20 protein-coding genes are annotated in these 25689 nt (G+C 73.8%); 10 read left to right on the top strand and 10 right to left on the bottom strand.

The features are described 5' to 3' along the window. Window positions 1-85 precede the first annotated feature (85 nt). From ACGF5G_RS02945 to ACGF5G_RS02925, 5 genes are all read left to right on the top strand, one after another. On the top strand, window positions 86-1336 hold the full coding sequence (locus ACGF5G_RS02945) for a cytochrome ubiquinol oxidase subunit I (protein ID WP_393258441.1): 1251 nt from the start codon (window positions 86-88) through the stop codon (window positions 1334-1336). A gap of 9 nt (window positions 1337-1345) precedes the next feature. Then, window positions 1346-2353: a cytochrome d ubiquinol oxidase subunit II gene (gene cydB, locus ACGF5G_RS02940; protein WP_393258439.1), complete on the top strand. Its 1008-nt coding sequence runs from the start codon at window positions 1346-1348 to the stop codon at window positions 2351-2353. Next, window positions 2350-4029, top strand: a complete 1680-nt coding sequence (gene cydD / locus ACGF5G_RS02935; protein ID WP_393258437.1) for a thiol reductant ABC exporter subunit CydD — start codon at window positions 2350-2352, stop codon at window positions 4027-4029. The genes cydB and cydD overlap by 4 nt, the downstream gene beginning before the upstream one ends. Beyond that, window positions 4026-5807 carry a thiol reductant ABC exporter subunit CydC gene (cydC, locus tag ACGF5G_RS02930; RefSeq protein WP_393258435.1) on the top strand — a complete coding sequence of 594 codons (1782 nt, stop codon included), beginning with the start codon at window positions 4026-4028 and terminating at the stop codon, window positions 5805-5807. The genes cydD and cydC overlap by 4 nt, the downstream gene beginning before the upstream one ends. Window positions 5808-5898: 91 nt before the next feature. Next, window positions 5899-6567, top strand: a complete 669-nt coding sequence (locus tag ACGF5G_RS02925) for a permease prefix domain 1-containing protein (RefSeq protein WP_393258433.1) — start codon at window positions 5899-5901, stop codon at window positions 6565-6567. A 74-nt stretch (window positions 6568-6641) separates the two neighbouring features. On the opposite strand, the gene ACGF5G_RS02920 is transcribed toward ACGF5G_RS02925, so the two are convergent. Then, the gene (locus ACGF5G_RS02920) at window positions 6642-6983 is read right to left on the bottom strand and encodes a helix-turn-helix transcriptional regulator (protein WP_350703543.1); all 342 of its coding nucleotides are present in this window, start codon (window positions 6981-6983) and stop codon (window positions 6642-6644) included. A 117-nt stretch (window positions 6984-7100) separates the two neighbouring features. Here ACGF5G_RS02920 and ACGF5G_RS02915 point away from each other — a divergent pair, with 117 nt between their 5' ends. From ACGF5G_RS02915 to ACGF5G_RS02905, 3 genes are all read left to right on the top strand, one after another. Beyond that, complete coding sequence (locus ACGF5G_RS02915) at window positions 7101-8039, top strand: DNA primase (protein WP_393258431.1); 939 nt, start codon at window positions 7101-7103, stop codon at window positions 8037-8039. A gap of 40 nt (window positions 8040-8079) precedes the next feature. Beyond that, window positions 8080-10425, top strand: coding sequence for a transposase (locus ACGF5G_RS02910; protein WP_393258429.1), 2346 nt, complete (start codon window positions 8080-8082; stop codon window positions 10423-10425). A gap of 128 nt (window positions 10426-10553) precedes the next feature. Then, on the top strand, window positions 10554-11777 hold the full coding sequence (locus ACGF5G_RS02905) for an ABC transporter substrate-binding protein (RefSeq protein ID WP_393258427.1): 1224 nt from the start codon (window positions 10554-10556) through the stop codon (window positions 11775-11777). Here ACGF5G_RS02905 and ACGF5G_RS02900 read toward each other — a convergent pair. From ACGF5G_RS02900 to ACGF5G_RS02875, 6 genes are all read right to left on the bottom strand, one after another. After that, window positions 11746-16776, bottom strand: a complete 5031-nt coding sequence (locus tag ACGF5G_RS02900; protein WP_393258424.1) for a hypothetical protein — start codon at window positions 16774-16776, stop codon at window positions 11746-11748. The two genes, ACGF5G_RS02905 and ACGF5G_RS02900, sit on opposite strands and share 32 nt — an antisense overlap. Before the next feature lie 5 nt (window positions 16777-16781). Beyond that, window positions 16782-17114, bottom strand: a complete 333-nt coding sequence (locus ACGF5G_RS02895; RefSeq protein WP_393258422.1) for a hypothetical protein — start codon at window positions 17112-17114, stop codon at window positions 16782-16784. 209 nt (window positions 17115-17323) lie between these two features. Continuing rightward, window positions 17324-17917, bottom strand: a complete 594-nt coding sequence (locus ACGF5G_RS02890; RefSeq protein WP_091260490.1) for an ATP/GTP-binding protein — start codon at window positions 17915-17917, stop codon at window positions 17324-17326. 1 nt (window position 17918) lies between these two features. Further along, window positions 17919-18296: a DUF742 domain-containing protein gene (locus tag ACGF5G_RS02885; protein ID WP_030329021.1), complete on the bottom strand. Its 378-nt coding sequence runs from the start codon at window positions 18294-18296 to the stop codon at window positions 17919-17921. A gap of 93 nt (window positions 18297-18389) precedes the next feature. Then, window positions 18390-18794 carry a roadblock/LC7 domain-containing protein gene (locus ACGF5G_RS02880; protein WP_067370442.1) on the bottom strand — a complete coding sequence of 135 codons (405 nt, stop codon included), beginning with the start codon at window positions 18792-18794 and terminating at the stop codon, window positions 18390-18392. Then, window positions 18791-22423, bottom strand: coding sequence for a nitrate- and nitrite sensing domain-containing protein (locus tag ACGF5G_RS02875; RefSeq protein ID WP_393258419.1), 3633 nt, complete (start codon window positions 22421-22423; stop codon window positions 18791-18793). The genes ACGF5G_RS02880 and ACGF5G_RS02875 overlap by 4 nt, the downstream gene beginning before the upstream one ends. 459 nt (window positions 22424-22882) lie before the next feature. On the opposite strand from ACGF5G_RS02875, the gene ACGF5G_RS02870 reads away from it, so the two are divergent. Then, window positions 22883-23221, top strand: coding sequence for a hypothetical protein (locus tag ACGF5G_RS02870; protein WP_350712086.1), 339 nt, complete (start codon window positions 22883-22885; stop codon window positions 23219-23221). Window positions 23222-23242: 21 nt separating this feature from the next. On the opposite strand, the gene ACGF5G_RS02865 is transcribed toward ACGF5G_RS02870, so the two are convergent. The 3 genes from ACGF5G_RS02865 to ACGF5G_RS02855 all read right to left on the bottom strand — a co-directional run bounded on the left by ACGF5G_RS02865 (window position 23243) and on the right by ACGF5G_RS02855 (window position 25100). Continuing rightward, window positions 23243-24322, bottom strand: a complete 1080-nt coding sequence (locus tag ACGF5G_RS02865; protein ID WP_350685434.1) for an adenosine deaminase — start codon at window positions 24320-24322, stop codon at window positions 23243-23245. Window positions 24323-24483: 161 nt separating this feature from the next. Then, the gene (locus tag ACGF5G_RS02860; protein WP_393258415.1) at window positions 24484-24897 is read right to left on the bottom strand and encodes a PPOX class F420-dependent oxidoreductase; all 414 of its coding nucleotides are present in this window, start codon (window positions 24895-24897) and stop codon (window positions 24484-24486) included. Then, complete coding sequence (locus tag ACGF5G_RS02855) at window positions 24894-25100, bottom strand: hypothetical protein (protein ID WP_393258412.1); 207 nt, start codon at window positions 25098-25100, stop codon at window positions 24894-24896. Before ACGF5G_RS02855 ends, ACGF5G_RS02860 begins: the two co-directional genes overlap by 4 nt. 58 nt (window positions 25101-25158) lie before the next feature. Between ACGF5G_RS02855 and ACGF5G_RS02850 the strand changes: the two genes are divergently transcribed. Then, the gene (locus ACGF5G_RS02850; RefSeq protein WP_357457330.1) at window positions 25159-25632 is read left to right on the top strand and encodes a MarR family transcriptional regulator; all 474 of its coding nucleotides are present in this window, start codon (window positions 25159-25161) and stop codon (window positions 25630-25632) included. Window positions 25633-25689: the final 57 nt, after the last annotated feature.

Raw genomic sequence — 25689 nt, 5'->3', positions numbered from 1 at the left:
CTACTACGACACGTAGTAATGATACGTAGGGAATCTACGTGTAGGCTCACTACGACAAGTGAGCCGACAGTACGGAGAGCCGGCCATGGACACCCTGCTCCTCGCCCGCCTGCAGTTCGCCACGACCACCTCGATCCACTTCCTGTTCGTGGTGGTCACCCTCGGCCTGGTCACCCTGCTCGTGGGGTTGCAGACCACCGCCGTGCTGACCGGCAAGCCGGTCTACGAGCGGCTGACCCGCTTCTGGGGCCAGCTCTACGTGATCAACTACGTGCTCGGTATCGCCACCGGCATCGTGATGGAGTTCCAGTTCGGGCTGAACTGGAGCGGCCTGTCGCGCTACGTCGGCAACGTCTTCGGGGCGCCGCTGGCCATCGAGACGCTGGTCGCGTTCTTCCTGGAGTCGACGTTCCTCGGCATGTGGATCTTCGGCTGGCACCGGCTGCGCAAGGGCGTCCACCTCGCCCTGCTCTGGGGCGTCGCGCTCACCGCGTACGCCTCGGCATTCTGGATCATGGTGGCCAACTCCTGGCTCCAGAACCCGGTCGGCTACGAGGTGCGCGACGGCGTCGCCCACCTCACCGACTTCACCGCGCTGCTGACCAACCCCAGCCTCGGCATGGCCTTCGGCCACGTGGTCTTCGCCGCGCTGCTGGTCGGCGGGATGCTGATGGCCGCGGTCAGCGCCTGGCACCTGATCCGGCGCACCCCGGACTACGCGCTGTTCCGCACCTCGCTGCGGATCGGCCTGGTCACCGCGGCGCTGTCGATCACCATGGTGCAGGGCTTCGGCTTCGCCCAGTTCGGCCCGGTCGGGCAGGTGCAGCCCACCAAGTTCGGCGGAAGCCCCGCGGCGGACGCGCTGGTCGCCGACTGGACCGCGCGGTTCGGCCCCGGCGACTACACCCCGCCCGTGCTGGCCAGCGTCGGCCTCGGCTTCATGATCCTGATCGGCTTCGGTCTCGGCCTGCTCTGGCTGCTGCTCCCCCTGCTCTGGCGGGACTGGGCCGTGCGGCTGCGCTTCCCGCTCTGGATCATCCTGCTCGCCCTGCCGCTGCCGTTCGGCGCGGTGATCCTCGGCTGGATCGCCCGCGAGGTCGGCCGCCAGCCCTGGGTCGCGTACGGGCTGCTGCCGGTGGACCGGGCGGTGTCGCCGGTCGACCCGTGGCTGATGCTCGCCTCGCTGATCGGATTCAGCCTGCTGCTCGGCACGCTCGCCGTCACCAACTGGGTCCTGCTGGCCCGGCACGCCGCCCGGGGCGCGCACGACCCCGCCCTGGGCCGCCCGCCGCAGCAGCCGCCCGCCGACCCCCGCCCCGAGCCCGCCTTCGCCTGAGGAGACGACGTGGAACTCGCCTGGTACGCCCTGCTCGGCCTCTTCTTCGCCACCTATCTGGTGCTCGGCGGCTACGACTACGGCGTGGGCCTGCTGCTCGCCCGGGGCGCCGACCCCACCCGCCGCCGCGCCGCCCTGAACGCCGTCGGCCCGTTCTTCCTCGGCAACGAGGTCTGGCTGGTGGCCGCCGTCGGCATCCTGTTCGGCGCGTTCCCCGTGCTGGAAGGGGAACTGCTCTCCGGCTTCTACCCGGCCGTGGTGGGCGCGCTGGTCGGGGTGATCCTGGTTACCGTCGGCGTGCAACTGCGCAGCCGCCCGGCCGGCCCACGGGCCCGCGCCGGCTGGGACCGGATCGTGGTCGTCGGCAGCCTGCTCGCCGCGCTCGGCTGGGGCGCCCTGCTGGCCGGGCTGCTCCAGGGCGTGCCGCTGCACGCCGACGGGCACGTCGCCGGCGTGACCCACCTGTTCACCCCGTTCGTGGCCGCCACCGGCCTCGCCGTCGTCGCGCTGGTCGCCCTGCACGGTGCGACCTTCCTCACCCTCCGGCTGCCGGCCGCCGAGGCCGCGCCGGTCGGGCGGCTGGCCCGCCGGCTCGTCCCGGTGGCGCTCGTCGCCGTCGGCGCGGCCACCGCGCTCGGCCTGCTCTCCGCCGACGTACGCGCCGCCGCGCGGCAGCCCGCGGTGGGCGTACTGCTGCCGTTGCTGCTGGTGGCGGCGGTGCTGGCGGCCCGGGTGGCGCTCGGCCGGCGGCGGCCCGGGCTCGCCTTCGCCGCCACCGGGGCGGCCCTGGCGTTGCCCGTGGCGCTGGTCGGCGCGACCCTCTGGCCCTACGCGCTGGTCTCCACGGTCGACCCCGGCGCGTCCCTGACGGTGGCCGACGCGGCCGCGAGCGCGCCCACGCTGCGGCTGCTGGGCTGGCTGACGGTGCCGCTCCTGCCGGCCCTACTAGGCTTTCAGGCGATGTGCTGGTGGGTTTTCCGGGGACGGACCGACGGCAGGGCACCGGTGTACTGGTGAACCGCCGCCCGTTCGACCCGCGTCTGCTGCGCCGGGTCCCCGCGGCCCGGCGCGACCTTGCCGTGCTCGCGCTGCTCGGCGTGCTGGCCGCGGGGCTGGTCGTCGCGCAGGCCACCGCGCTGGCCGCGCTGCTGGCGACCGGGTTCGACGGGCGGCTGGACCGGCCCGCCCTGGCCGGCTTCGTCGCCGCGGTGGCCGCCCGCTCGCTGCTGGTCTGGGCGCAGGGCATGGTGTCGGCGCGGGTCGCGGCGACGGTCAAGGCGGCACTGCGCGAGGAACTGCTGGGGGCGGTCGGGCGGCAGGGCCCCGGCTGGGTCGCCGGCCAGCGCGCCGGGCAGCTCGCCACGCTGGCCGGGCGCGGGCTGGACGCGCTGGACGCCTACTTCACCGGCTACCTGCCGCAGCTCGTGCTGAGCGTCACCGTGCCGGTCGCCGTGCTGGCGCGGGTCTTCGTCGCCGACTGGAGTTCGGCGCTGATCATCGCGGCCACCCTGCCGCTGATCCCGATCTTCGGCGCGCTGCTCGGCTGGCAGGCGCAGGCCGCCACCGAGCGGCAGTGGCGGCGGCTCTCCCTGCTCGGCGGGCACTTCCTCGACATGGTCGCCGGGCTGCCCACGCTGCGCGCGTTCGGCCGGGCCCGGGCCCAGACCGACGCCGTCCGCCGGATGGCCGACGGGCACCGGGTGGCGACCATGAAGACGCTGCGGATCGCGTTCCTCTCCGCCCTGGTGCTGGAACTGGTCGCCACCCTCTCGGTGGCACTGGTCGCCGTGCCGGTGGGCGTACGGCTGCTCGGTGGCGGCCTGACCCTCCAGACCGCGCTGCTGGTGCTGCTGCTCACGCCGGAGGCGTACCTGCCGCTGCGGGCGGCCGGCAGCCGGTTCCACGCCAGCATGGAGGGCCTGACCGCGCTGGACGAGGCACTGACCCTCTCGGCCGCCGCCCCCGCGCCGGTCGCACCCGGCGGGGGCGCGGCGACGCCGGACGGCCGGGGCGAGATCCGGTTCGAGTCGGTGACCGTCGCGTACGAGCGGACCACCGCGCTGCGCGACGTCACGCTCACCATCCGGCCGGGCGAACGCGTCGCGGTCGTCGGCCCGAGCGGCGCCGGCAAGAGCACGCTGCTCGGCCTGTTGCTCGGCTTCGTGGCCCCGACCGCCGGCCGGGTCACCGTCGGCGGGATGGACCTGGCCGGCACGGACCCGGACGCCTGGCGCCGCCAGGTCGCCTGGGTGCCGCAGCGGGCCCACCTCTTCGCCGCCTCGCTGGCCGACAACATCCGGCTCGGCGCCCCCGACACCCCGGACGCGGCCCTCGCCACCGCCGTCCGCGACGCCGCCCTGGACGACGTGGTCGCCGGCCTGCCCGACGGGCTCGCCACCGTGCTCGGCGAGCGCGGCCACGGCCTGTCCAGCGGGCAGCGGCAGCGGGTCGCGCTGGCCCGCGCGTTCCTGCGGGACGCCCCGGTGGTGCTGCTCGACGAGCCGACCGCCCGGCTGGACACCGCGAGCGAGGCCGTCGTCCTCGACGCCACCCGTCGGCTGGTGGCCGGGCGGACGGCCCTGCTGGTGGCGCACCGGCCGGCGCTGCTCGCCGACGCGGACCGGATCCTGCGGATCGAAGACGGCCGGGTCACGGAGCTGACCCCGGCGGCGGCCGGGGAGGCGACCCGATGACCGACGAGCCGACGCCGACCGGCGACTCCGCCGAGACCCGCGCCCGCTCCCCCGAGCGGACCGTGCTGCGACTGGCCCGGCCGTACCTGAACCGGCTGCTCGGCGCGGGGCTGCTCGCCGCCGCCACCGAGTTCGCCGGCCTCGCCCTGATGGCCACCGCGACCTGGCTGCTGATGAGCGCCGCCGGCCGGCCCCCGCTGGACCGCCTCACCGTGGCGATCGTCGCGGTCCGGGCGCTGGCGGTCGGCCGGGGGGTGCTCCGCTACACCGAGCGGCTCGCCGGGCACGACGCCGTGCTGCGGCTGATCACCGACGTCCGCGCTCGGGTGTTCGCCAGCCTCGCCGCCCGGCCGACGCCCCGGCAGCGCTCGGGCGACGCCCTGAGCCGGCTCGTCTCGGACGTGGAGGCGGTTCAGGACCTGCTGCTGCGGGTGCTGGTGCCGGCCTCGGCGGCGGCCCTGGTCAGCCTGGTCGCGGTCGGCGGGGCGGCGCTGGTCTCGCCGGCCGCCGCCGGGGCGCTCGCCGTCGGGCTGCTGGTCGCCGGGGTCGCGCTGCCCGCCCTGGCCACCGCGCTGACCCGGCGCGCCGCCGCCGAACTGGCGCCGCTGCGCGGCGCGCTCGCCACCGACGCGGTCGACCTCACCCACGGCGCCGCCGACCTGGCCGCGTTCGGCGCCACCGGGCACGCGCTGGGCGCGGCCGGGGAACGCGCGCGGCGCCTGGCCCGGCTGGAGCGGCGGCTCGCCGCCACCGGGTTCGCCGTCGACGCGGCCGGGGTGCTGGTGGCCGGGCTGACCGCCGGCGCGGTGGTGCTCGCCGCCCTGGCGGCGGACGTGGACGGGGTGCTGGTCGGCGTACTGGCGGTCGGCACGCTCGCCGCCGTCGAGATCGCGCTGGCGCTGGTCGGGGCCGCCCGGCAGTGGACCCAGCTCCGCACCGGCCTGACCCGGGTGGCCGCCCTGTTGGAGAAGGCGGACGAGGTTCCCGCGTCCGGCGGGGCGCCGGTCGGCCCCGGGCCGTACGACGTGCGGTTCGAGGAGCTGACCGTGCGCTACCGGGAGGGCGCCGCGCCCGCCCTGGACGGGCTCGACCTGGAGCTGCCGCCCGGCCGCCGGGTGGCCGTGGTCGGGCCGAGCGGCGCCGGCAAGAGCACCCTCGCCGCCGTCCTCACCGGCTCCGTACGCCCCGAACGCGGGCGGGTCACCCTGGACGGGCGGGACCTGTCGACGTACCGGGCCGGGGAGCTGCCCCGCGCGGTCGGCGGGCTGCTCGCCGAGGCGTACGTCTTCCACGCCACCGTGCGGGAGAATCTGCTGCTCGGGCGGCCCGACGCCGACGAGGATGAGCTGGCGGCGGCGACCGCGGCGGCCGGGCTGCTGGACTGGGTCCGCGCGCAGCCGGACGGCTGGGACACCGTGGTCGGCGAGGAGGGCGGTCAGCTCTCCGGCGGCCAGCGGCAGCGGCTCGCGCTGGCCCGGGCGCTGCTCGCCGCGCCGGGCGTGCTGGTGCTCGACGAGCCGACCGAGGGGCTCGACCCCGCCGCCGCCGACGCGGTGCTCGCCTCCACGCTGGCGGCCACCCCGGCCGGGCACTCCGTGCTGCTGATCAGCCACCGGCTCAGCGGGCTGGCCGACCTCGACGAGATCGTGGTGCTGGACGCCGGCCGGGTGGCCCAGCGCGGCCGGCACGCCGACCTCGTCGCGGCCCCCGGCTGGTACCGGGACCAGTGGCTGCTCCAGGAGGCCGCCGAACGCGGGTACCTGGCGCTGCGCCCCTGAGCCCGACCCGTTCCTCCCCGGCCCCCACCTCCGGGTCGGGCCAGGGTTGCCCCGGAGGCCGCCCGGCGGCCATCCGTGACAGGGTGGTGCCATGCGGTGCGACGACGCGACCATGGTGGAGGAGCGGCTGCGGGAGCTGGACGGGTGCCTGCGCGGGCCACGCCGGTTGAAGTCCGACCTGCTGACCGAGGCGCGGCACGGCCTGCTGGACGCCGTCGACGCGTACCGGGAGGACGGGCTGCCGGCGGCGGAGGCCCAGCGCCGGGCGGTGGCCGAGTTCGGCTCCGCGGCGCTGCTGGCCCCGGCCTACCAGGCGGAGCTGGCGGTGGGCGCGCTGCGCGGGCTGTCGCTGCGGGTGCTCGGGCTGGCCGCGGTCGCGTTCGTCGCCGGCGACCTCACCTGGCGGGGGGCGAGCTGGAGCGACGGGCCCCGCCCACCGGCCGGCTACCAGATCCTGTCGGCCTCGGTGAACTGGATCTGGGTCGCCGCGTTCGTGCTGGCGGCGGTCGGGCTGCTGCTGGCCGGGGCCGGCCGGTGGGCGTTGCGCGGCAACGGCGCGGTCGGCCGGGCGGTGGGCGCGGCGCTGACCGGGGTCCTCGCCCTCGGCGTGCTGGCCGGCGCGGCCCTCTTCGCGTGGTCGATCGGGCTGTGGGAGGGCGCGCTCACCTGGCCGCCGATGCTCGTCGGGGCCGTGGCGGCCGCCGCCGGCTACGTGTGGCTCGGCCGGGCCGCCCGCACCTGGCTGCTCGCCACCCGCTGACCCCGCGGGCCGACCGCCCCGCCGAGCTACCCGCGATCGCGGTGCCGGCCGTCGGCGGGCCGGGCCGGGCGTCGTCAGGCGGGCGCGGTGGGTGGGGCGTCGGTGTCGAGGAACCGACCGACGGTGCTGCTGAACTCGCGCCACCCGGACCGCTCCCCGGCCAGCGCCCGCCGCCCCGCGTCGGTGAGCTGGTAGGTCCGCCGCTCGCGCCCGTTGACGGTGCTCCAGGTGCTGGCGACGTGGCCGGCCCGCTCCAGACGGCGCAGCGCCGGGTAGATGGTGCCGGTGGGCAGGTCGAGCTGGCCGTCGCTGCGGTTCCGCAGCGCCTCGATGATCGCGTAGCCGTGCATCGAGCCCTGCTCCAGCACGGCGAGCAGCAGCGCGTCGAGGTGTCCGTGCAGCGCCTGGGCCTTCATACGTAGAGAGGCTACTTGTTGGCGGGCCGCTCCGCCACCGGGGTGCGGCCACGGTCACCCGGAGTCGCCCACTAGGGTATGTGCCCAGAGTCACTCGTCGGCGGCGCACGCCGGCGGGTGGGCAACCCGAAGCACACGGAGGTCAGCGTGGCCCGCCAGTCGCCCCAACGGCCCGACGCCGACGAGCCCGAGCTCGACGACGTGGACGACACGGCCGAGTCCGACACCGCAACCGTCTCGGCCGAGGCCGCCCGCGCCCTCTGGGACGAGCTGCGGATCGACCCGGTGGAGATCGCGCTGCCCGCCGGCACCGGCTACACGCTCCGGGCGTACCGGCCGGCTCGGGAGCTGACCCCCACCGACGTCGCCGAGCGCGACCAGGACGACCCGTTCCTCGCCCGCCGCCAGGTCGTCGAGGAGCACGAGGACGACGAGACGGTCGTCATCCTCGACGAGGAGGTCGCCCAGGAGTTCGCCGAGAGCGACGAGGAGGACGGCAAGGCCCGCCGAGGCAAGGCCGACGACGAGGACGCCGAGGCGTCCGCCGAGGCCGAGGACGAGACGGGCGACGAGGAGGTCCCGGTCTTCCTCAGCCATCGCGGCAAGCTGCTGCTGTTCAAGACGCCCGAGTCGCTGGTCAGTTTCATCCGTTCCGGCGCGCCCAACGACCTGTCCCAACTGGACAGTTGGAGCGAGCTGTCCGAACGGGTGGAGCCGGCCGACATCGCGCCGCTGGACGAGGACATCTACGAGCTCGACCTGGTGGTGGAGAACCTCCGCGGCGGGCACGACACCTGGGACCCGACGCTGCTCATCGAGGCCGGCGAGGTGGCCCGTGACCTGGCGTACGCGCTGCGCCTGCCCGCGGTGCTGGACATGCTCTCCGCCGGCTCCAGCCTGGACGACCTGGACGAGGCGCTGCGCGCCACGGTCGACGGCGGCGTCGGTGGGTTCTTCGGCCGTCGGCGGCTGAAGAAAATCGGGGCACAAACCGCAAGTCTGGGTTGGCGCACCATTGTCGGCAAGATCTCTGCGGTCGTGGACTGGCGCGACTGACCCTTTACGGGGAGCATCAGTCTCTGGCAGAGAAAGCCTTGTGTCCCGGGAGGAGGACGACGCCGTGGCGCTCGTGCGCGTGTACTGCGGTCTGGCCTCGGCGGATCCGGCCGACCGACCGGCTTCGGCCGGTTCGACGCTGACGTCCGCTGTGGTCGACGACGCAGGCCGTCTGCTGCATGTCTGCGAGATCGGCGACGACCCGGCTGGCTACGCCCAGCTGGTCGCGCTGCTCGTGGAGCGGTCGGGCGGGCCGAGCGGTGCGGCGATCGCCGCCGACAGCGACGACCACACGGTCACCTCGCTGCTCAGCGCCGCGGGTCGCCCCCTGGCGATCGCCGACGACGACTCCGTCGACGACTTCGCCGAGCGGTTCGCCGACGACGACTCCCTGGAGGAGATGCAGTCGCCCCCGGCCGAGCGGCGCGCCGTCGGCCTGGCCCGCGCCCTGCAGGCCGGCGCGCTCTCCGCCGTCACCCTCCCGGCCCCCCGGGACCTCGCCGGATACAAGCAGGTGCTCGCCGCGCACGCCGCGCTGGCCAGCGGGCGACACTCCGCCGCCGTCGCGCTGCGCGAGGTGCTCCGCGAGCTCTACCCGGCCGCGTTACGCGCGTACCCGGACCCGGCCGAGCCGGTCTCGCTGGCCGTCCTGGACGCGCTGCCCGAGCCGGGCATGCTGAGCGGCCGCGAGGTCCCGGTCGCCGCCGACGCGATCGCGGCGCAGCTCGCGGCCGACGGAGTCGCGGGCGCCGAGGAGCTCACCGACGCCGTGACGGCCCTGCGGGTCGCCATCAGCGAGACGCCGCGGCGCGCCACGGTCAACCGCGTCCTCACCTCCGCCGTGGCGGAGACCGTGCGGCAGGCCGTCGCCTCCGTCCGGGCGTGCGACGCCGGCTGCGAGGCCCTGGTCGGCGCGCTCAACGCCCGCGCCGGCACGCCCGCCGCGGCGGCCCCCGGACGCCGGGCCGCGGCCCGACGCGGCGAGCCGGTCGGCGACCTGCCCGGCCTCGCCCCCACCGGAGCGGGCGTGCGTCCCGTCCGGGCCACGGAGTCCGAGCCGGCCCCGTCCGGCGGTCGCAGGAGCCGGCCGGAACCCGTCTCCGGCGCGACGCCGCCCCCGGCGCCCCGGCCACTCGGCCCGCCACCGGTCGCCCCGGCGCCCGTCGCGCCGCCGCCGGTCGCCCCGGCGCCGGTGACCCCGGCCGCGGTGGCCGGTCCGCCCGTCTCCGCGCCGCCCTCGCGGCCGGCCTCGGCGCCGAGCCGGATCGACGGCCCGACCAACCGCCCGGTCTCCGCGCCGCCGCCCCCGCCGCCCGGCATCACCCCGATCGCCCCGGCACAGCGTGGCACCGTGCCCCCGGCCGAGGCCGGGGAGCCGTTCCGGCCCACGCTGACCACCGCGGCGATCCAGAGCGCCCGCGCCGAGCGGCAGCGCACAGTGATCCCACCCCGGCCCAAGACCACCGGCGAGCCCCCCGCGCCCACGGGTGGCTTCAGCGCCACCGACCACAGCGTGCCCGTGCCCACGCCGCGGCCCGACCAGGAGTCCGCTCCCCCCGGGTCCCGGGCCAACTGGCCACTGGTCAACAACCCGGAGGACCCGTCCGACAGCCCGGCCAAGAACCCGGTCGCCGGCTCCTACGGCGACCGGGGCGGGAGCGGCATCGACGCGCCGACCGACCCGGGCGCCGAGCGTCGGGTCACCCCGCCCTGGCTCGCCGACGACCTGCCCCAGGAACCGCCGATGCTGCGCCTGGTCGAGCCGCCGCCGCTGGCCGACCGCGCGCTGCGCGGCGGGCCGGCCCAGGCCGCGGACCCGGAGACGCCGCCGCTGCGGCTGGTCGACCGCGAGGAGCCCGGACGCAACGGCCGGCCGGCCCCCCGCGCCGAGCGCCCGGTGGCCGAGCACCGACCGGCGCCGCCGGTGGAGCGGCGGCCCCCGCCGGTCTCCGACGAGGGCGACGGCGACCTGCTGATCTTCGCCCAGGCGAAGTCCGCCTGGTTCGTCGGGCACGCCGAGGAGTCCGACCTGGACTGGTCCACCACGGCCGACACCGGCTGGCAGGCCGCCGAGCAGGCCGCCCGCCCGGCGGTCGGCGCGGAGACCCCGGCCGGGCTGCCCAAGCGGGTACCGCAGGCCAACCTCGTCCCCGGGTCGCCGTTGCGGGACGAGCGTCCGCTACGGATCGTCCGGGATGCGGCGAGCCTCGCCGAGAACACCACCGGCTACTTCCGCGGCTGGCGCCGCGGGCAGGAGATCGGCGGGTTCGCAGTCGGCGGCCGACCCGGCCGGGAGGCCGCCGGGGGCTGGGACTTCAGCCGCGACAACGGCGACCGCGACGACGACCGGGAATACGAGTACCGCTCCGCCGGCTACCGCTCCTGACCGGGAAACCGCCTTCCACCTGCGTGTTCCTGCCCACACCCGGGTAATTTGACGCCGGGTCGCGGCGGCCGGGAGCATACCCGGCGGAACAGCCGGCGGCAGGGGTCGCCGGGGCGGGAAGGCGACTCGTGGCGACATCGGCAACCAACCCCTCCGTGCTCACCCGTCGCGGCCTGCTGGCCGCGACGGCGGGCAGTCTGCTGCTCAGCGCCTGCGGGCGCGGCGATGCGGCCGAGGGGGATCCCGTCAGGACGGCCGCGCCGGGCGGTCAGGAGCTGCTGATCGGGGCCAGCCTGGAGCTGACCGGGCCCGGTGCCGCGCTCGGCGTACTCCAGCAGCGGGCGCTGGACATCACCGTCGAGGCGCTCAACGACAAGGGTGTGCCGGTCGGCAACCTGCGCCGCACCGTACGGCTGGAGGTGCGGGACAACGCCGGCGATCCCCGGCTGGCGGCCCGGCAGGCCACCGAGCTGGCCCGCGAAACCGGCGTGCACGCCCTGCTCGGCGGCACCATGGCCGAGACCTCGATCGCCCTCGCCGAGGTGGCGCAGCAGCAGCGGGTGCCGTTCCTCTCGCTCGGCTTCGGCGACGGCATCGTGCTGCCGCTGCCGCAGCGGACGTACGTCTACAAGCTGACCCCGGACGCCGGTGACATGGCCCGGCGGCTGGCCCGGCTGATCGCCTCGCAGCGGCTGCGCCGGGTGGCGGTGCTGGCCGCGCACGGGCTGCACGGCGACTCCGGCGTACGGGCCATGACAGGGGCCCTGCGGACTGCCGGGGTGGAACCGGCGGCCAGCATCCGGCTGCCCCGCACCGGCGAGGAATTCCGTCGCGCCGCCCGCTCGACGGCCGCCGCCCGCCCGGACGGCGTGGTGGTCTGGGCGACCGCCCCGGACTCCGCCGCCGCCGTCGGGGCGCTGCGCAGGGCCGGTTACGACGGGCCGGTGTTCCTCGACGCGGGCGCGGTCGCCGAGGAGACCCTGGAGGGCACGAACGCCTCCCTGATGGAGGGTGCGTACGCGGTCCACCCCGTCTCGCTGGGCGGGGCCATGCTCGCCAACACCACCATGTCGGCGCTGCAGCGCAAGGACTTCGTCTACCGCTACGTGCAGCTGCACGGCGGGTTCAGCGGCTTCGCCCCGTACGCGTCCGACGCCGTGCAGCTGATCGCCGACGCGGCCCGGCTGTCCACCAGTGTCGACCGTGGACGGCTGCGGGCGTTCCTGCAGAACCAGGTCACCGAGGGGATGGTGGGGATGTACTCCTTCACCCCCATCCGGCACGGCGGCATGGACCAGGGGTCGCTGGGCCTCTACACCGTCAGCTCGGGCGCCTGGACGCGGGTGTCCTGACACCCGCGTCCAGGACGGCGGCATAGCGCAGGACGACATCCGGCGCCCGCATCCCGAAGAGCTGCAGCCGGTCACAGACCTCGACCAAACTGAGCTCCAGTTCCTGCGACAACTCCATGACGTGCCGCAGCGGAACGGCCTTCTCGATCGTCCATCCGTCCCGACCGAAGTCGAGGGCCAGGATGCGGGCGTCGATCGAGGAGATCCGTTCCGGCAGGGCCGAGGCGTCGTCCGGGCGGAGCCCGAAACGGTCGATGTGCTCCACCACCGTGGGTACCGGAAGACCACAGCGGTCCGCGGCGACGGCGATCGCGGTCACCGAGGTGGGCGGGCAGTACTGGCGTATGCCGTCGAGCGCCACGACGATGGCGACGTCGTCACGATCCGGCACGTGTGCCGAGAACTCGTCCCCAGGAAGGGTGAAGCCGAAGAGCCTCAGGCGCCGGGCGACCTCGTCCAGTCCCAGGTTCGCGCGCTGTGCGGCGCGGAAGATCCGCAGCAGCGGGGGGCGTCGCGCGACGACCGGCCTCGTCCTCGCGGTCGACCCGCCGATCCGTTGGCGGACCGTGACCGGCTGGGCGGCCGAGACCTCAAGCGCGCTCTCCACGATCGCCCTGTCCTCCGCGGAGAGCGCCTCGGGGATGGACGCCTCCGCGGCGGTGAGGCCCAGCGCTTCCAACGCCGACCGGACGTACGCGAGGTCGACGTTCAGCTCCGTCATGGCCGCGAGCTGCCGTGCCGCGGTCACCTCCCGGTCCACGCGGAGCCACGTCGTGCCGCCCGGCCGCAGGACCTCGACCAGTTCCCGCTCCGTGAAGCGGGCCAGGCCGTCGACGTCGGACACGCGGAAACCGAGGCCGACCAGCTCGGCAGCCACCCGCCGCAACGACATGCCCAGGGTGTACGCCGCGCGCACGACGCAGGCGGAGGGAATCGGACGGGCCGGGTCGACCTGATCGGCGTAGTCGGCCCCGCCCAGCAGCGTGATCGTGGACTCGCTCCCGATCGCGTGCAGGGACGACAGGTCGGGCGTGTGGAACCCGAGGAGGCGGAACCGCTCCGCCACGTGGGCCAGACCTGTCCCGGTGACGGCACTCGTGCGAATCAGGTGGGTGAGGGGGATGAAACTCCCTTCCTCGAGCCAGGGCCCCACTCCGTCGCGGTCCTTGCTGAGGATCACGAGACCGTCGTCCTCGAAGCCGACGGGAAGCCCCCGCAGGTGGTCGACCGAGAAACCGTACCGTTCGAGCCGGTCCACCACCTGGTCGATCGGCAGACCCAGCTTTCGCCTGAGGAGCAACACGTGCCGGTAGGGCACCGGCTGGGTGAGTTGCAACCACCCCGTCCGGTCCGACTCGTGGAGGCCCAGGATCCCCAGGTCCTGCTCCCCGACCTCCTCGGGCCAGCGGCTGACGTCGGGCACCGTGAACCCGTACGCGGCGAGCATCGCTGCCACCTCGGCGACGGGTATCTCGTTCGTCACGGCATGCCGCACGATGTGGCCGGGAGGCACCATCTCACCGTGACGGAGCCAGCCGGAGCGGCCCCTGGCCGCCAGCAGCGCGACGTCGGTCGGCGTCGGCAGCTCGGGCAGCGCCGCGGCGTCAGGCACCTCGTAGCCGAGCACGGTCAGCCGGCTCGCCAACTCCCGGGGGCTCCGGCCGGTGAGCGACGAGACCAGCGCGAGGTGACCGAGCGGAACGGCGGTGGCGTCGCTGAGCCAGTCCCGCGAAGGATTGTCGATGTAGTCGTCGTCGACGCCGAACTCGTCCTCCTCGCCCATCAGATGCTCCGGACGCGACACGGAGGGGTTCGTCGACAGCAGGTGCACGTCGCTCGGCAGAGCCAGCGGCACCTCCTCCTCGGCCGGCACGTGGACACCCGCGACGTTGCCACATTTCGCCCACGCCGCGAGGCGCCATGCGAGCAGGGGCTCCGGCAACGCGGGCAGCGCCGGCCGGTACGAAAGGCCGTCGACGCTCGCGGCTTCCTGATCGGTGAAGAAGACCCGACGGTCGACGGGGAAACAGCCGACGATCCGGATGTCGTTCGGCATCCCCCCGATGCTCCAGGCCTCGACGGGGGTCGCCAGTGCCTTGGCGAAGGCCAGATCCGCCAGGCGGGGGTTGGTCAGGGCGAGTACGTTCAACCACTCGTACGAGAAGACGGACGGGTAGGAGGAGACGAGCGCCTCCAATTCCTGTTCGAGGAGTCGACCGACCTCTTCCGTGTCGTACGAGAGCATCCGTTTACGGTCGATGGTGAGCTGTGGAGCAGCCGGGCCGGTCAGATTGACGACGGCGCCGTAGATGGGCTCGTCGACCCACAGCCCGTCCGCGACCACGCCGCCCATGCCGTCGCACCACCAGACGGACGCTGTCGACGTCTCCGCGACATCGATGTCGTTTTCGCGCTCCCTGGCGTTCGATTCGATCGCATCGCCCGAAAGCTGGCCCGCCGTCCAGGCGAGGGCAGCGTGCGGCTCCGTGACGGTGACATCGAAGTCGGAGATCCAGAGGTTGCGCCGAAGGAGTTCGACGGGGGACGGCTTGGCCGCGCCGGGGCGCAGGTAGAGCCGTACCGTGGTCCCGGTTTCGTACCCACGGCCCAGGTCGGTCACCCGGAACAGCGATCCCGGCCCGGCGATCTGCACCTCCAGCCGGTCACCGGGTATCCCGGAGCGACGCAACCGACAGGTCGAGATGCTGATGTCGTCGGCCAGCATGAAGTAGCTGAGTACACCGATCCCGAACCTGCTGTTCGGGTGCAGCTCGATGCCGTGCCGCTTCCACTCCGCCTGTTCCTCGATGTACTCCGGCAGGTCGGCGAACCTGACTCCGGCGTGGGAGAACACGTCCCGGAGTTCCCGGACACCCATCCCGATGCCGTTGTCGGCGCATTCGAGGTACGCCCGGCCGTCCGCGTCCTCTCCCAGCCGGATCGAGATCCTGCCCTGCCACTGCGGGACAGCTCGGCCTTCTCGACGGAGGAACTCCAGCCGTGCGGTCTTGTAGCGGCAGGCGTCGAGTGCGTTCTGATACAGCTCGCGAATGGCCAGCGCGGGGTCGCCGTAGAGCTGCTCGCCCATGAGCAGTTCCTGGATGCGGTCGTCCGCGAGATGGAAGCGCAGCCCCGTCGAGTCGTAGAGTCGGCGACCGTCGGGGCCGCTGACCGCCCTGACCCGATCGCTGGCGGCGTGTGTGGGCATGTCCATGAGCGGAGCGAGCAGCGTCGCACCGTCCGTCTGGGTGTCGATGGCCGCCAGCAGCTCATCCACCGCGCCGACATGCTCTCTGAGGGCGACATCGACTGCCGGGTGGGTGCACTCCGCAGCGAGGGTGCGGGTGCGTCCCCGCGCCTCCCAGGTTGCCGCACGGAGGGTGGCGATCACGTCCTGCGGCGTCACGCCCTGCGTGACACCCAGGTGGTCGGCTATCACCTCGGGTAGGGAGGTCGCCTCCACGGCGAACCGGTGCGCCGCGACGAGCAGGTAGCCCAGCAACTGCTCTCGGACCGGTTGCTCACACTCCGTCGCGCTGGCCACGTAACGGCACGCCGGCAGGTCCTTCTCCTCGTCGGGAGAGCTGATCGACCACACGTTGGACCGGAGCGCCCGGAGCATCCGTACCAGGCTGGCCGAGGAGAGGACCTCCTCGAGCACCGCGCCCTCGGGCTTGCCCGTGGGGACAGCCACCCCGGCGAGCGCCGTGACCAGCTGCGCGTCGTAGCAGTGGGGCTGCCGGGTCAGCCACCGGTGGAAGACCCACCACCTGATGCCACGAGCGGCCTCGACGTCCCCTGACGCGGCCAACCGGGCGGCTCTTCGGACCAGTCGTCCATGCGTGTGGAAGAAACGCCGGAAACGCTCGCGCACGGGATCGTCGTCAGGCACGTCGAGCTGGCCGGGAACGGTGGTGGCCGCAAGCACCGCCGCGTTCCGTGTCCAGAAGGCCTCCTGGAGGAAGGGGAAGGCGACGAGATAGGCGGCCTCGGCCGCCGAGAGCGCCAGCTTGTCCGCGTTGAGCACCGTAGCCAGAAGCCAACGCACCCGTGCCGTCATGCGAAGGCTGAAGTCCGGATCGATCCAGGGGTCGTCAGCCAGCGCCGAGACGTCGGGGGCGTGCACCTCGGCCAGGTGGCGGATCAGCTGCGTGGTGGCCTCCCGCAGATCGACGGTGTCGTACCGTTCGGCCACCCTGTCCCACGCGATGTGTTCGCGAACGGCCACGACCCAGGGATGCTCCCCGCCCGGCCCCTTCTCGACCCGAGCCGGCCGCAGTGCGATGCGTATGTCGTCGGCAGGCTCGCCGATCACCCTGATCCGCTGCCGTGGGCACTCGAAGTCGGCGGTGAGCTTGTCCAGCGCCTCCTGGATCGCTCCCACGATGCCGTCGAGCGTCGCCGGCGCCTGCGGGTCTCCGAGCACATGGCTGAAGGCCCGCGAAAAGAGACTGAAGGCGGTCGGGCCGTCGCTGACGTACCGAGCACGCTCACCGGGCGAGCACGCGTACAGGTAGGAGATGCGGCGCTCCGCCGCCATGAGCGTCTTCCGGCGCGACCACTGCGCGGCGCTCGCAACCCCCTTCTCGCGTACATGGATGCCCTCACGGCAGGCGTCGACCACGACGACGACGTCGCCGGCCCGGCTGCGCTCGACGTACCGATCGAAGTTGATCGGCACGCAGCGTTCGGCGAAGTTGTACGAGCGGGTCGGCGCGCCGGACGGAACGAGGAAATCCATTCCGTCGTTGTGGACACCGTGGCCGCTCAGAAAGATCAGGATCGTGGCTCCAGGCGCGGCGTCGGCGAGGAAGAGTTCCACCGCCGAGTCGATGCTCTGCGCGTCCGTCGCGGAGCTGTCGTGCAGCTCCGTCTGGTAACCCGCGTCCTCGAGCGCCCGGCGCACCTCGATCAGGTCGTCCTCGACGAACGGAAGGTCGACGATGTTCTCATCGCGGTAGCGTGACACCCCGATGAGGAGCGCCTGACGCTCGGGCACCACGGTCACCTGCCGAAGGTGAGGGTGATGGCACCTTTCCCGCCCGATTGCAGAGAGGTGCCGAGCAGGGCGAACTTCCCGGCGGCGGTAACCTCGAAGCCGACCTGCACCTCCTTGAGCGAAATTCCGTCGGTGTGGGCGGCAAGCTCCTGGAACAGCTCGCGCAGGTTCCCAACCGTCTCCTGAAGCTGCGCCTTGAGTGCCGCCACCGGGATCTGGCAGAGGGCCGGCTCGTCGCCTCGGCCGAAGATCGCCTTGTCGCCGACGGTGGTCGCCGTGTCATCGAGACTCACCAGAAAGGTCAGGGTGGGCGCGGTCGCGCCTGCCTCTGCGTGCATCAGGACTCCGATCAGGACAGTGGGCCGTGCCACCTCGTCGCGGGAGTCCTAAGCCTAGTCAGACCCAACAGGTTTGGGGCGCTCCAATGAGGACAGCCGTCCCCCGTCGCACCCGACGACCACGACGCCGCCAAGTCGTCTACCGACAGGCGGGCAGCGACGAGCGCCCGGCGACGGCCGAAGCCGACGCCGGGCGCTCGTCGAGCCGATCAGGCCGGGGCAACGGCGCGCGAGCGCCGCATGGTGAGCACGTACTCGACCAGCGAGATCAGCACGTGCTTCGTCGACTCCCGGTTCCGGGCGTCACAGGCCACCACCGGCACGTCGCTCGAGATCGCGAGCGCGTCCCGGACGTCCTGCGGGTCGTGGTACTGCATCCCGTCGAAGCAGTTGATGGCCACCAGGTACGGCAGCCGCCGGTGCTCGAAGAAGTCGATCGCCGCGAAGCAGTCGGCCAGTCGGCGGGTGTCCACCAGCACGACCGCGCCGATCGCGCCGCGCACCAGCTCGTCCCACATGAACCAGAACCGGGTCTGACCCGGCGTACCGAACAGGTACAGGATCAAATCGCGGTCGATCGAGATACGGCCGAAGTCCATCGCCACCGTGGTCGTCGTCTTGCCCGGCACCTGCCGGGTGTCGTCGACGCCCACGCCGGCGGAGGTCATGATCGCCTCGGTCGTCAGCGGCGTGATCTCCGAGACCGAGCCGACCAGCGTCGTCTTGCCGACGCCGAATCCACCGGCGATAACGATCTTCGCCGACGTCACGCGCCCGCTCGGGGCCGGCGGCCGGTGCGACATGTCAGAGCCTGCGAAGTCCACTCAGCACCCTCTCCAGCAGTTCAGTGCCCACCGCGTCGTCCGAGTCGTCCAGAATGGTCGGCTCGTGGACCGCGACCAGGCCGTCCGTCGCCATGTCGGCGATGAGCACCCGGGCCACACCGAGCGGGAGCTGCATCCGCGCCGCGATCTCGGCGAGCGACTGCACACGTCCGTCACACAGCGCGGCGATGTACTGGTGCTCGCGGCCCTGGCCGCCGTTGCCATTGGCAGCGGCCCGGCCGCGCACCGTCGTCTCGACGAGCGCCTCCAGCGCGATGTCGAGACGGGGGCGGGTACGACCGCGGGTCACGGCGTATGGACGGACCAACGCTCCGGTCGGTTCGTCACGATCGGCCATGTCGCCGCTCACCTCCTTCGTACCCGGCACCGGCTCCGGATGGAGCCCGTCGTTGTCGTTGCCGCCCCGCCGACCTCACCGGTCAGCAGGTCGTCAACCCAGCATGCCCGCGGCCGCACGCGGCTGCGGGGTCAACGCGTCGCCCACCCGGTCGACCAGCAGGGCCATCTCGTAGCCGACCTGCCCGACGTCGCAGCTACGGGCGGCGAGCACCGCGAACGACGAGCCGTCCGAGATGGACATCAGGAACAGGAAGCCGTTGTCCATCTCGACCACCGTCTGCAGCACCGCGCCTCCCTCGAAGCAGCGGGCCGCGCCCTGGGTGAGGCTGACCAGGCCGGACGCGATCGCGGCCAACTGGTCGGCCCGGTCACGCGGGAGGTCCCGAGACGACGCGAGGAGCAGGCCGTCCGCGGAGACGGCGACCGCGTGCGCGACACCGGGCACCCGGTCCGCGAAGTTGGCCAGCAGCCAACCGAGATCCTGCGTAGTTGTCATCCTTCTTGCTCCTTCTGCCTGCTCCCGGCCACCGGGCCTGAGCCAGACTGCGAGGATTGCTGCCCTCCCGGAGTCGCCTCCGGGTTGGTCGGGTTGCTGTCCGACGGGGACGTACGCCCCCGCTGCACGCCCCGGTGGTATGCCGAGAGCAGGCCACGGACACCCTCCGGCGTGCGCCGCTGCACGGAGGTGGTGGGCTTCTCCACCGCGCCCGGCACCAACTGTGCCATGGGGGTGCGCTTGGGCAGCCCCGTCGAGGTGGTCGCCGCCACGGGTACCTCGGTCGCCGCCGAAGCCGCGCGCCACCCGTCGTCGGCGGCGGTCTGCCAACCAATGCCCTGCTGCGGCGAGGGCCGGCGATGACCGAAGCTGTCGGCGACACCGGGGCGGGCAGCCCCGTTGACCGTCGATCCGTTCTCGCTCGGCGCTCCTCCGGCCGTCGGCTTCTCTGCCATCGGTGCGTTACCTGTCCCGGGTGGTGTCTGCTGCGGGCCCCGGCCGCCGGCGTCGACCCGGGCGAACTGCTGGGTCGCGGCGCCGTTGGCCGCCGTCTTCGCGGCGGGCGCTGCCGCCTCCTCCGGGCCCGGCCGACGGGTCCGGAACCAGGCCGACTCGAGCTCCCGGAAGATCGGCAGCTCCATCGTCTCGTCCGCGTACCGCTGCCGGTTCTGGGCCTGCTGCGGGGCGGCCGGCCGGGCCGGCGCGGCGGCCGGCTCCGGCTCCGGCGCCGGGGCGGCCGGGTGCTCCGCGCCGGGGCGAGGCACCCGCGGCAGCTCGGTGGTCATGTCCAGCGCGGCGGCGAGGCGCTCGGGCACCGGCGGGGTCACGGCGTCACGCTCCGCCCCGGCGACCGGCGGCCAGGCCGGCGGTGCCGGCGTGGCCGGGCCCTGCGCGCCGGGGACCGGGCGCTGCGGCAGCGGGCCGCTCGGCGGTGCCGAGACCGGCGGGCCGGAGAACGGCGCGGCCGAAACCGGGTGGCCGGAGAACGGCGGGCCGGAGAACGGCGCGGCCGAGACCGGGTGGCCGGAGACCGGCGACGCCGAGACCGGCATGCCGGAGACCGGCGGGCTGGACACCGGGGGCGCGGAGTAGGGAATCGGCGGGGTCGACACCGGCGGGCCCGCGTAGGGCGCCGGCGGCGCGGAGATCGGCGGGACCGGCGGGGCCGAGTACGGCCGGGCCTCGGGGCTGCTGGGCAGCTGCCGCGGGACGGCGGACTGCTGGCCGGTCGCGTCCGGGTCGTCGCTGGACCGCCGCTGCGGCAGCGGGTCGATCGGCTGGCCGTTGGAGGTGCGCGGCCGGAATGCCTCGCCGTTGGTGGTGCCGCTGGCGCCGGTCAGGTCGGACCAGGCCGGCATGGACCGCGTCCCACCCGTCGAGGCCGACGTGCCGGCCCCGTTGCGCGGCGCCGGGTCGAACGGCCGGCCGCCCAGGGTGACCTGGTTGCCGGACTCGCCGGGGCGCTGGGCCGGCGTCGGGTTGGCCGGGCGGCTGCCGAGCGCCGGCAGCGCCCCGAAGGCCGGGGCGGGGCCGGACGACGGCCCGCCGAACGCCGACGCGGGGCCGGACGACGGCCCGCCGAACGCCGACGACGGGGCGCCGGAGACGGGCAGGGCGGGCGACGACTGCGCGCGGCCGGAGAGGGCCCGGGGTACGAGCACCGACGTGGGCATGACCACCTCGGCGACGGTGCCCCGGTCGGTGCCGGGACGCAGCTCGACCTTGACGCCGTGGCGGGATGCCAGCCGGGCGACCACGACCAGGCCCATCATCCGCGAGACCGCCACGTCCACCTGCGGCGGCGTCGCGAGACGCTCGTTGAGCTCGTTGAGCTGCTCGGAGCTGATGCCGATGCCCCGGTCCTCGACGTAGAGCGACGCGCGGTCGCCGACCCGGCGGGCCTCGACCATGACGTGCGAGTCCGGCGGCGAGAACGCGGTGGCGTTGTCGAACAGCTCGGCGACCAGGTGCACCAGGTCGTTGACGGCGTGCGCGGCCACCTCGATGTCCCGGTCGATCACCCCGAACTCGATCCGGGTGTAGTGCTCGACCTCGGACTGGGCGGCCCGGAGCACGTCGATCAGCGCGGCCGGCTCGCGCTGCACGCGGGTGGAGTCGGCGCCGGCCAGCACCAGCAGGTTCTCGTCGTTGCGGCGCATCCGGGTGGCCAGGTGGTCGAGCTGGAACAGCTCGGCCAGCCGGTCCGGGTCCTCCTCGCCGCGCTCCAGCCGGTCCAGGTGACCGATCAGGCGGTCGACCAGGATCTGCGACCGGCGGGCCAGGTTGACGAACATCGTGGCGACGGACGCGCGCAGCGCGGCCTGCTCGGCGGCGGTGCGGACCGCCTCCAGGTGCACCGCGTTGAACGCCTCCGTCACCTGGCCGAACTCGTCCTTGCTGCGCACCGGCAGCGGCTCGGCGATCTGGTTGGCGAGCTGCACCGGGGAGAGCTGGCCGGTGACCTGGGGATCACGCAGCCGGGCCACCGCCTGGGGCAGGCCGTACTGGGCGATCGAGAGGGCGCCCTGCCGCAGGTCGCGCAGCGAGCGGGCCATCGAGCGGGCGACCAGGTAGGCGAAGAGGATGGCCAGCAGCAGCATGCTGAGCAGCAGGCCGGTCTCCAGGAACACCTGGCGCTGCACGTCCGAGCGCAGGTCGTCGGCGACCGCCACGACATCGCCGTCGATCTTCGACTCGACCGTGCGGATGAGCTTGGCGTTGGCCACCATGGCCGCGTCCCACTCGTCCGCGTCGAACGGCGCGCCGGTCAGGGTGTCGGCGGTGGTGATGCCGTTGAGCCAGCTGTTGTAGGTGTTCGCCTCGCGCAGGTCGGGGCCGGCGACCACCTGCGCGTAGTACTCCTGCTCGGACTGGGAGGCCACCACCCGGAAGCTCTGCAGCCACTGGCTGGAGCCGGTGCTGGCGGCGATGTACTCGTTGCGCAGGTTCGGCGTGAGCCGCTGCTGGATGAACGCGCGGTGCACCACGTCCCGGCGGCGGGACAGGAACTCCTTGTTCCGGGCGGTGGCGGTCGCGGCACGCATCTGGTCGCTCAGCTCGTTGTCGCCGGCGAGTTGGGTGGCCGAGTCGCGGACGCTCAGCAGGTTGTCGATCAGGCCGTCGTACGCCTGCATCGCCGGGACGAGCCCGAGCTTGCCGTTGAAGACCTGGCTGCGGGTGCCGGGAAGGTCGGTCAGGGTCTGGTCGATCTCGCCCAGCAGGGTCTCGAGGTTGGCCGGGAGGTCCTCGACCTTGCCCCGCTGCTGGGAGTACGGCCCCCATGCCTTGTCGACCCGGCCGTTGGCCTCCTCGTACGCCTTCTTGAAGCGGGCCGCGTCCTGGCCCTTCGGCACGCCCAGCAGGCGCAGCGCGTTGGTCCGCTCGTCCTGGAGCGTGTCGACCAGGTCACCCGAGTAGCCGACGAGATTGGCCAGGTCACCGGCCCGGTTGGCATTGTTGAGGGTCTCCAGGTGGTCCACCAGACCGCTGGTGCCCACGACGACCGTGGCGATGGTCGGCACGATCATGATGAGACCGAGCTTGGACCAGATCGGCATGTCACGGAGCCGGCCGGCCGGCCGGCGCAGCCGCGACAGGAAGGAGCCCGCCGCCTTTGGCCGTTTGCTCACGTCACCGCCCTCGCGATTAAGCATCCGCGTCGCCCTCGGGCAACGCCCAGCGGCCGACCCGGCGGGTCGGACCATCCGAGATTCCATCACGCTACCCCTGAAAGAGAAAGCCCAGGTTGGCCGTCACTCGAGGTGTGATGAGATGTTGATGCAATTTGATCGCAGTCCGTCTGGCCGGAGTCACTGAAGGTAATGGATCACCCCCACCGCGTTGTCCTGCTCGCCGGCCCCTCCGGCTCGGGAAAGTCGTACATAGCGCAGCGAACCGGCCTCCCCGTGCTCTGCCTGGACGACTTCTACAAGGACGGCGACGACCCTACGTTGCCGCGACGCGACGGCCTGGTCGACTGGGAATCACCCCGGTCCTGGGACGCCGAAGCGGCCGTGGAAACGATTGCCCGCCTGGCCAGGGAAGGCAAGGCCGATGTGCCGGTCTATGCGATCGGTGAGGACCGCCGCGTGTCCACCCGGCCATTCGACATCGCTGGTTCGCCACTTTTCGTTGCCGAAGGGATCTTCGCTGCCGACATCGTCGAGGAGTGCCGCCGGCGGGGGCTGCTCGCCGGGGCGTACGCCCTGCGCCGGCCGCGCGGCGCGACCTTCGTCCGCCGGCTGGCCCGCGACCTCGCCGAGCAGCGCAAGGCGCCCCGGGTGCTGGTGCGCCGGGGGCTGACGCTGCTGCGCAGCGAGCCGGCCGTGCTGCGCCGGCAGACCGGCCTCGGCGCGGAGGCCGCCCGGGCGGGCGAGGTGTTGCGCCGGGTGGCCGGCCTGCTCGCCGGCCACCCGCACCGCCCCTGACGCCGGCCGCGCGGCCCGCGCTCAGCCCAGCAGCTTGGCGTACGCCGGCTTGATCACCTCGTCGATGATCTTCAGCCGCTCGTCGAACGGGATGAAGGCGCTCTTCATCGCGTTGATGGTGAACCACTGGAACTCCTTCCAGCCGTAGCCGAAGGCGTCCGCCAGCAGGGCCATCTCCCGCGACATCGAGGTGCCGCTCATCAGCCGGTTGTCGGTGTTCACCGTCACCCGGAAGCGCAGGTCCCGCAGCAGCCCGATCGGGTGGTCGGCGATCGAGGCGGCGGCACCGGTCTGCACGTTCGACGACGGGCACAGCTCCAGCGGGATGCGCTTGTCCCGCACGTACGCGGCCAGCCGGCCGAGCACCGGCTCCGGGCCGGGTGTGATGTCGTCGACGATCCGCACCCCGTGGCCGAGCCGGTCCGCCCCGCACCACTGGATCGCCTGCCAGATCGACGGCAGGCCGAACGCCTCGCCGGCGTGGATGGTGAAGTGGAAGTTCTCCCGCTGGAGGTACTCGAAGGCGTCCAGGTGCCGGGTGGGCGGGAAGCCGGCCTCGGCGCCGGCGATGTCGAAGCCGACCACCCCGGCGTCCCGGTGCCGGACGGCCAGCTCGGCGATCTCCTGCGACCGGGCGGCGTGCCGCATGGCGGTGAGCAGGGTACCGACCCGGATGGGGGTGCCCGCCTCGGCGGCCAGCGCGCTGCCCTCGACGAAGCCGGCCAGCACCGCCTCCACCACCTCGTCCAGGGTCAGGTCCCGCTCCAGGTGCTGCTCGGGGGCGAACCGCACCTCGGCGTAGACCACCCCGTCGGCGGCCAGGTCCTGCGCGCACTCCCGGGCCACCCGGCGCAGCGCCGGCGCGGTCTGCATGACGGCGACGGTATGCGCGAACGTCTCCAGGTAGCGCTCCAGGGAGCCGGAGTTGGCCGCCTCGACGAACCACCGGCCGAGCGCCTCGGGGTCGGTGGTGGGCAGCTCGTGGCCCGCCTCGGCGGCCAGCTCGACGATTGTCGCCGGCCGCAGGCCGCCGTCGAGGTGATCGTGCAGCAGCGCCTTCGGGACCTTGACGATGTCCTCGTAACGGATTGTCGCGACCATGCCCAGACCCTAGTCGGCCCCGCCCTCCCGGCCCACGCTGCCGTACTCGCAGAGCCAGACCGAGAGGCCCCAGACCGCGCCGGCGACCGGCGGGGGCCGGGGTCACGCGTCCCGGGAGGGCGCCCGTGCCACGCCGGCCCGACCGGGCGACGCCGCGTCGGTCAGGGGCGCCAGCCGTAGAGCCGGTCGACGGTGAGCCGGAGCACCAGCCGGCCGTCGGCGACCATCGCCGCCCGGTAGTCGGCCCAGTCGGGGTGCTCGCCGCGGATCCGCCGGTAGACCTCGACCAGTTCCTCGACCGTGGCGTCGTCGGGTGCCGCCGCCGGCGGGGTGAGCGCGGCCGTCCCCTCCGCCACGGCGTACGCCCCGCCGTCGGCCGTGGTGACGTGGAAGCTGACCCGGGGGTCGCGGCGCAGGTTGCGCACCTTGGCCCGGCCGGCGGTGGTGGAGCACCGGATCAGGCCGGGCTCGGCCAGGTAGTCGACGTTGGAGAGTTGCGGTCGGCCGTCTCGGCGCAGGGTGACCAGCACGCCCCGGCCGCGTTCGCCGAACAGCTCCCACAGCCAGGCGGTCACGCCGACACCCCCAGCGGGGCGCGGGCGGCGGTGAGCCGGGCGGCCTCGTCGAGGGGCAGCCCGGTCCGCTCGGCGGGCCCCTGGTGCAGCACGTCCCGGGACGCGAGGCCCAGGTCGGCGCGGACCATGAGGGCCACGCTGACGCCGGACAGCACGAGGCCGGTCAGCAGCCGGACCAGCCGGCCGGGCAATCTGGTTGACATGTCACGCACACTAGGAGCGGTTTGATGACATGTCAACCAGATGGCTACGATGACCGGCATGGAGCAACCACGCTGGCTCGACGACCGGGAGCAGCGCGCCTGGCGGGGCTACCGGCGGATGCGCCGCCTGCTCGACCTGGAGCTGGCCCGCGAGCTCGCGCGGGACGCAGGCCTGTCCGAGCCGGACTACGACGTCCTGTCCGACCTCTCGGAGACCCCCGACCAGCGGCTGCGGCTCAGCGAGCTGGCCGACCGGATGCTCTGGTCCCGCAGCCGGCTCTCCCACCACCTCACCCGGATGCAGCAGCGCGGCCTGGTCACCCGCGAGGAGTGCGCGACGGACGGCCGGGGCGCGGTCGTCGCGCTCACCCCCGAGGGCCGGCGCGCGATCGAGGCCGCCGCCCCGGGCCACGTGGCGGCCGTCCGCCGGCACCTCATCGACCTGCTGACCCCCGACGAGGTCGCCGCGCTGGACGCGCTGACCCACCGCGTGGTCGACCACCTGACCGGGATGGACCGGGCCCGACGGTGAACCGATGGTGGTGCAGGCACCACCATCCGACCGGCGTGCGCGCACCATCGAAGTGAC

Origin of the sequence: Micromonospora sp. NPDC047730 (assembly GCF_043204765.1) — a bacterium.
Lineage (GTDB): Bacteria > Actinomycetota > Actinomycetes > Mycobacteriales > Micromonosporaceae > Micromonospora.
Note: the sequence above shows the minus strand (reverse complement) of the source record. Positions and strands in the feature narration are given on the sequence as shown.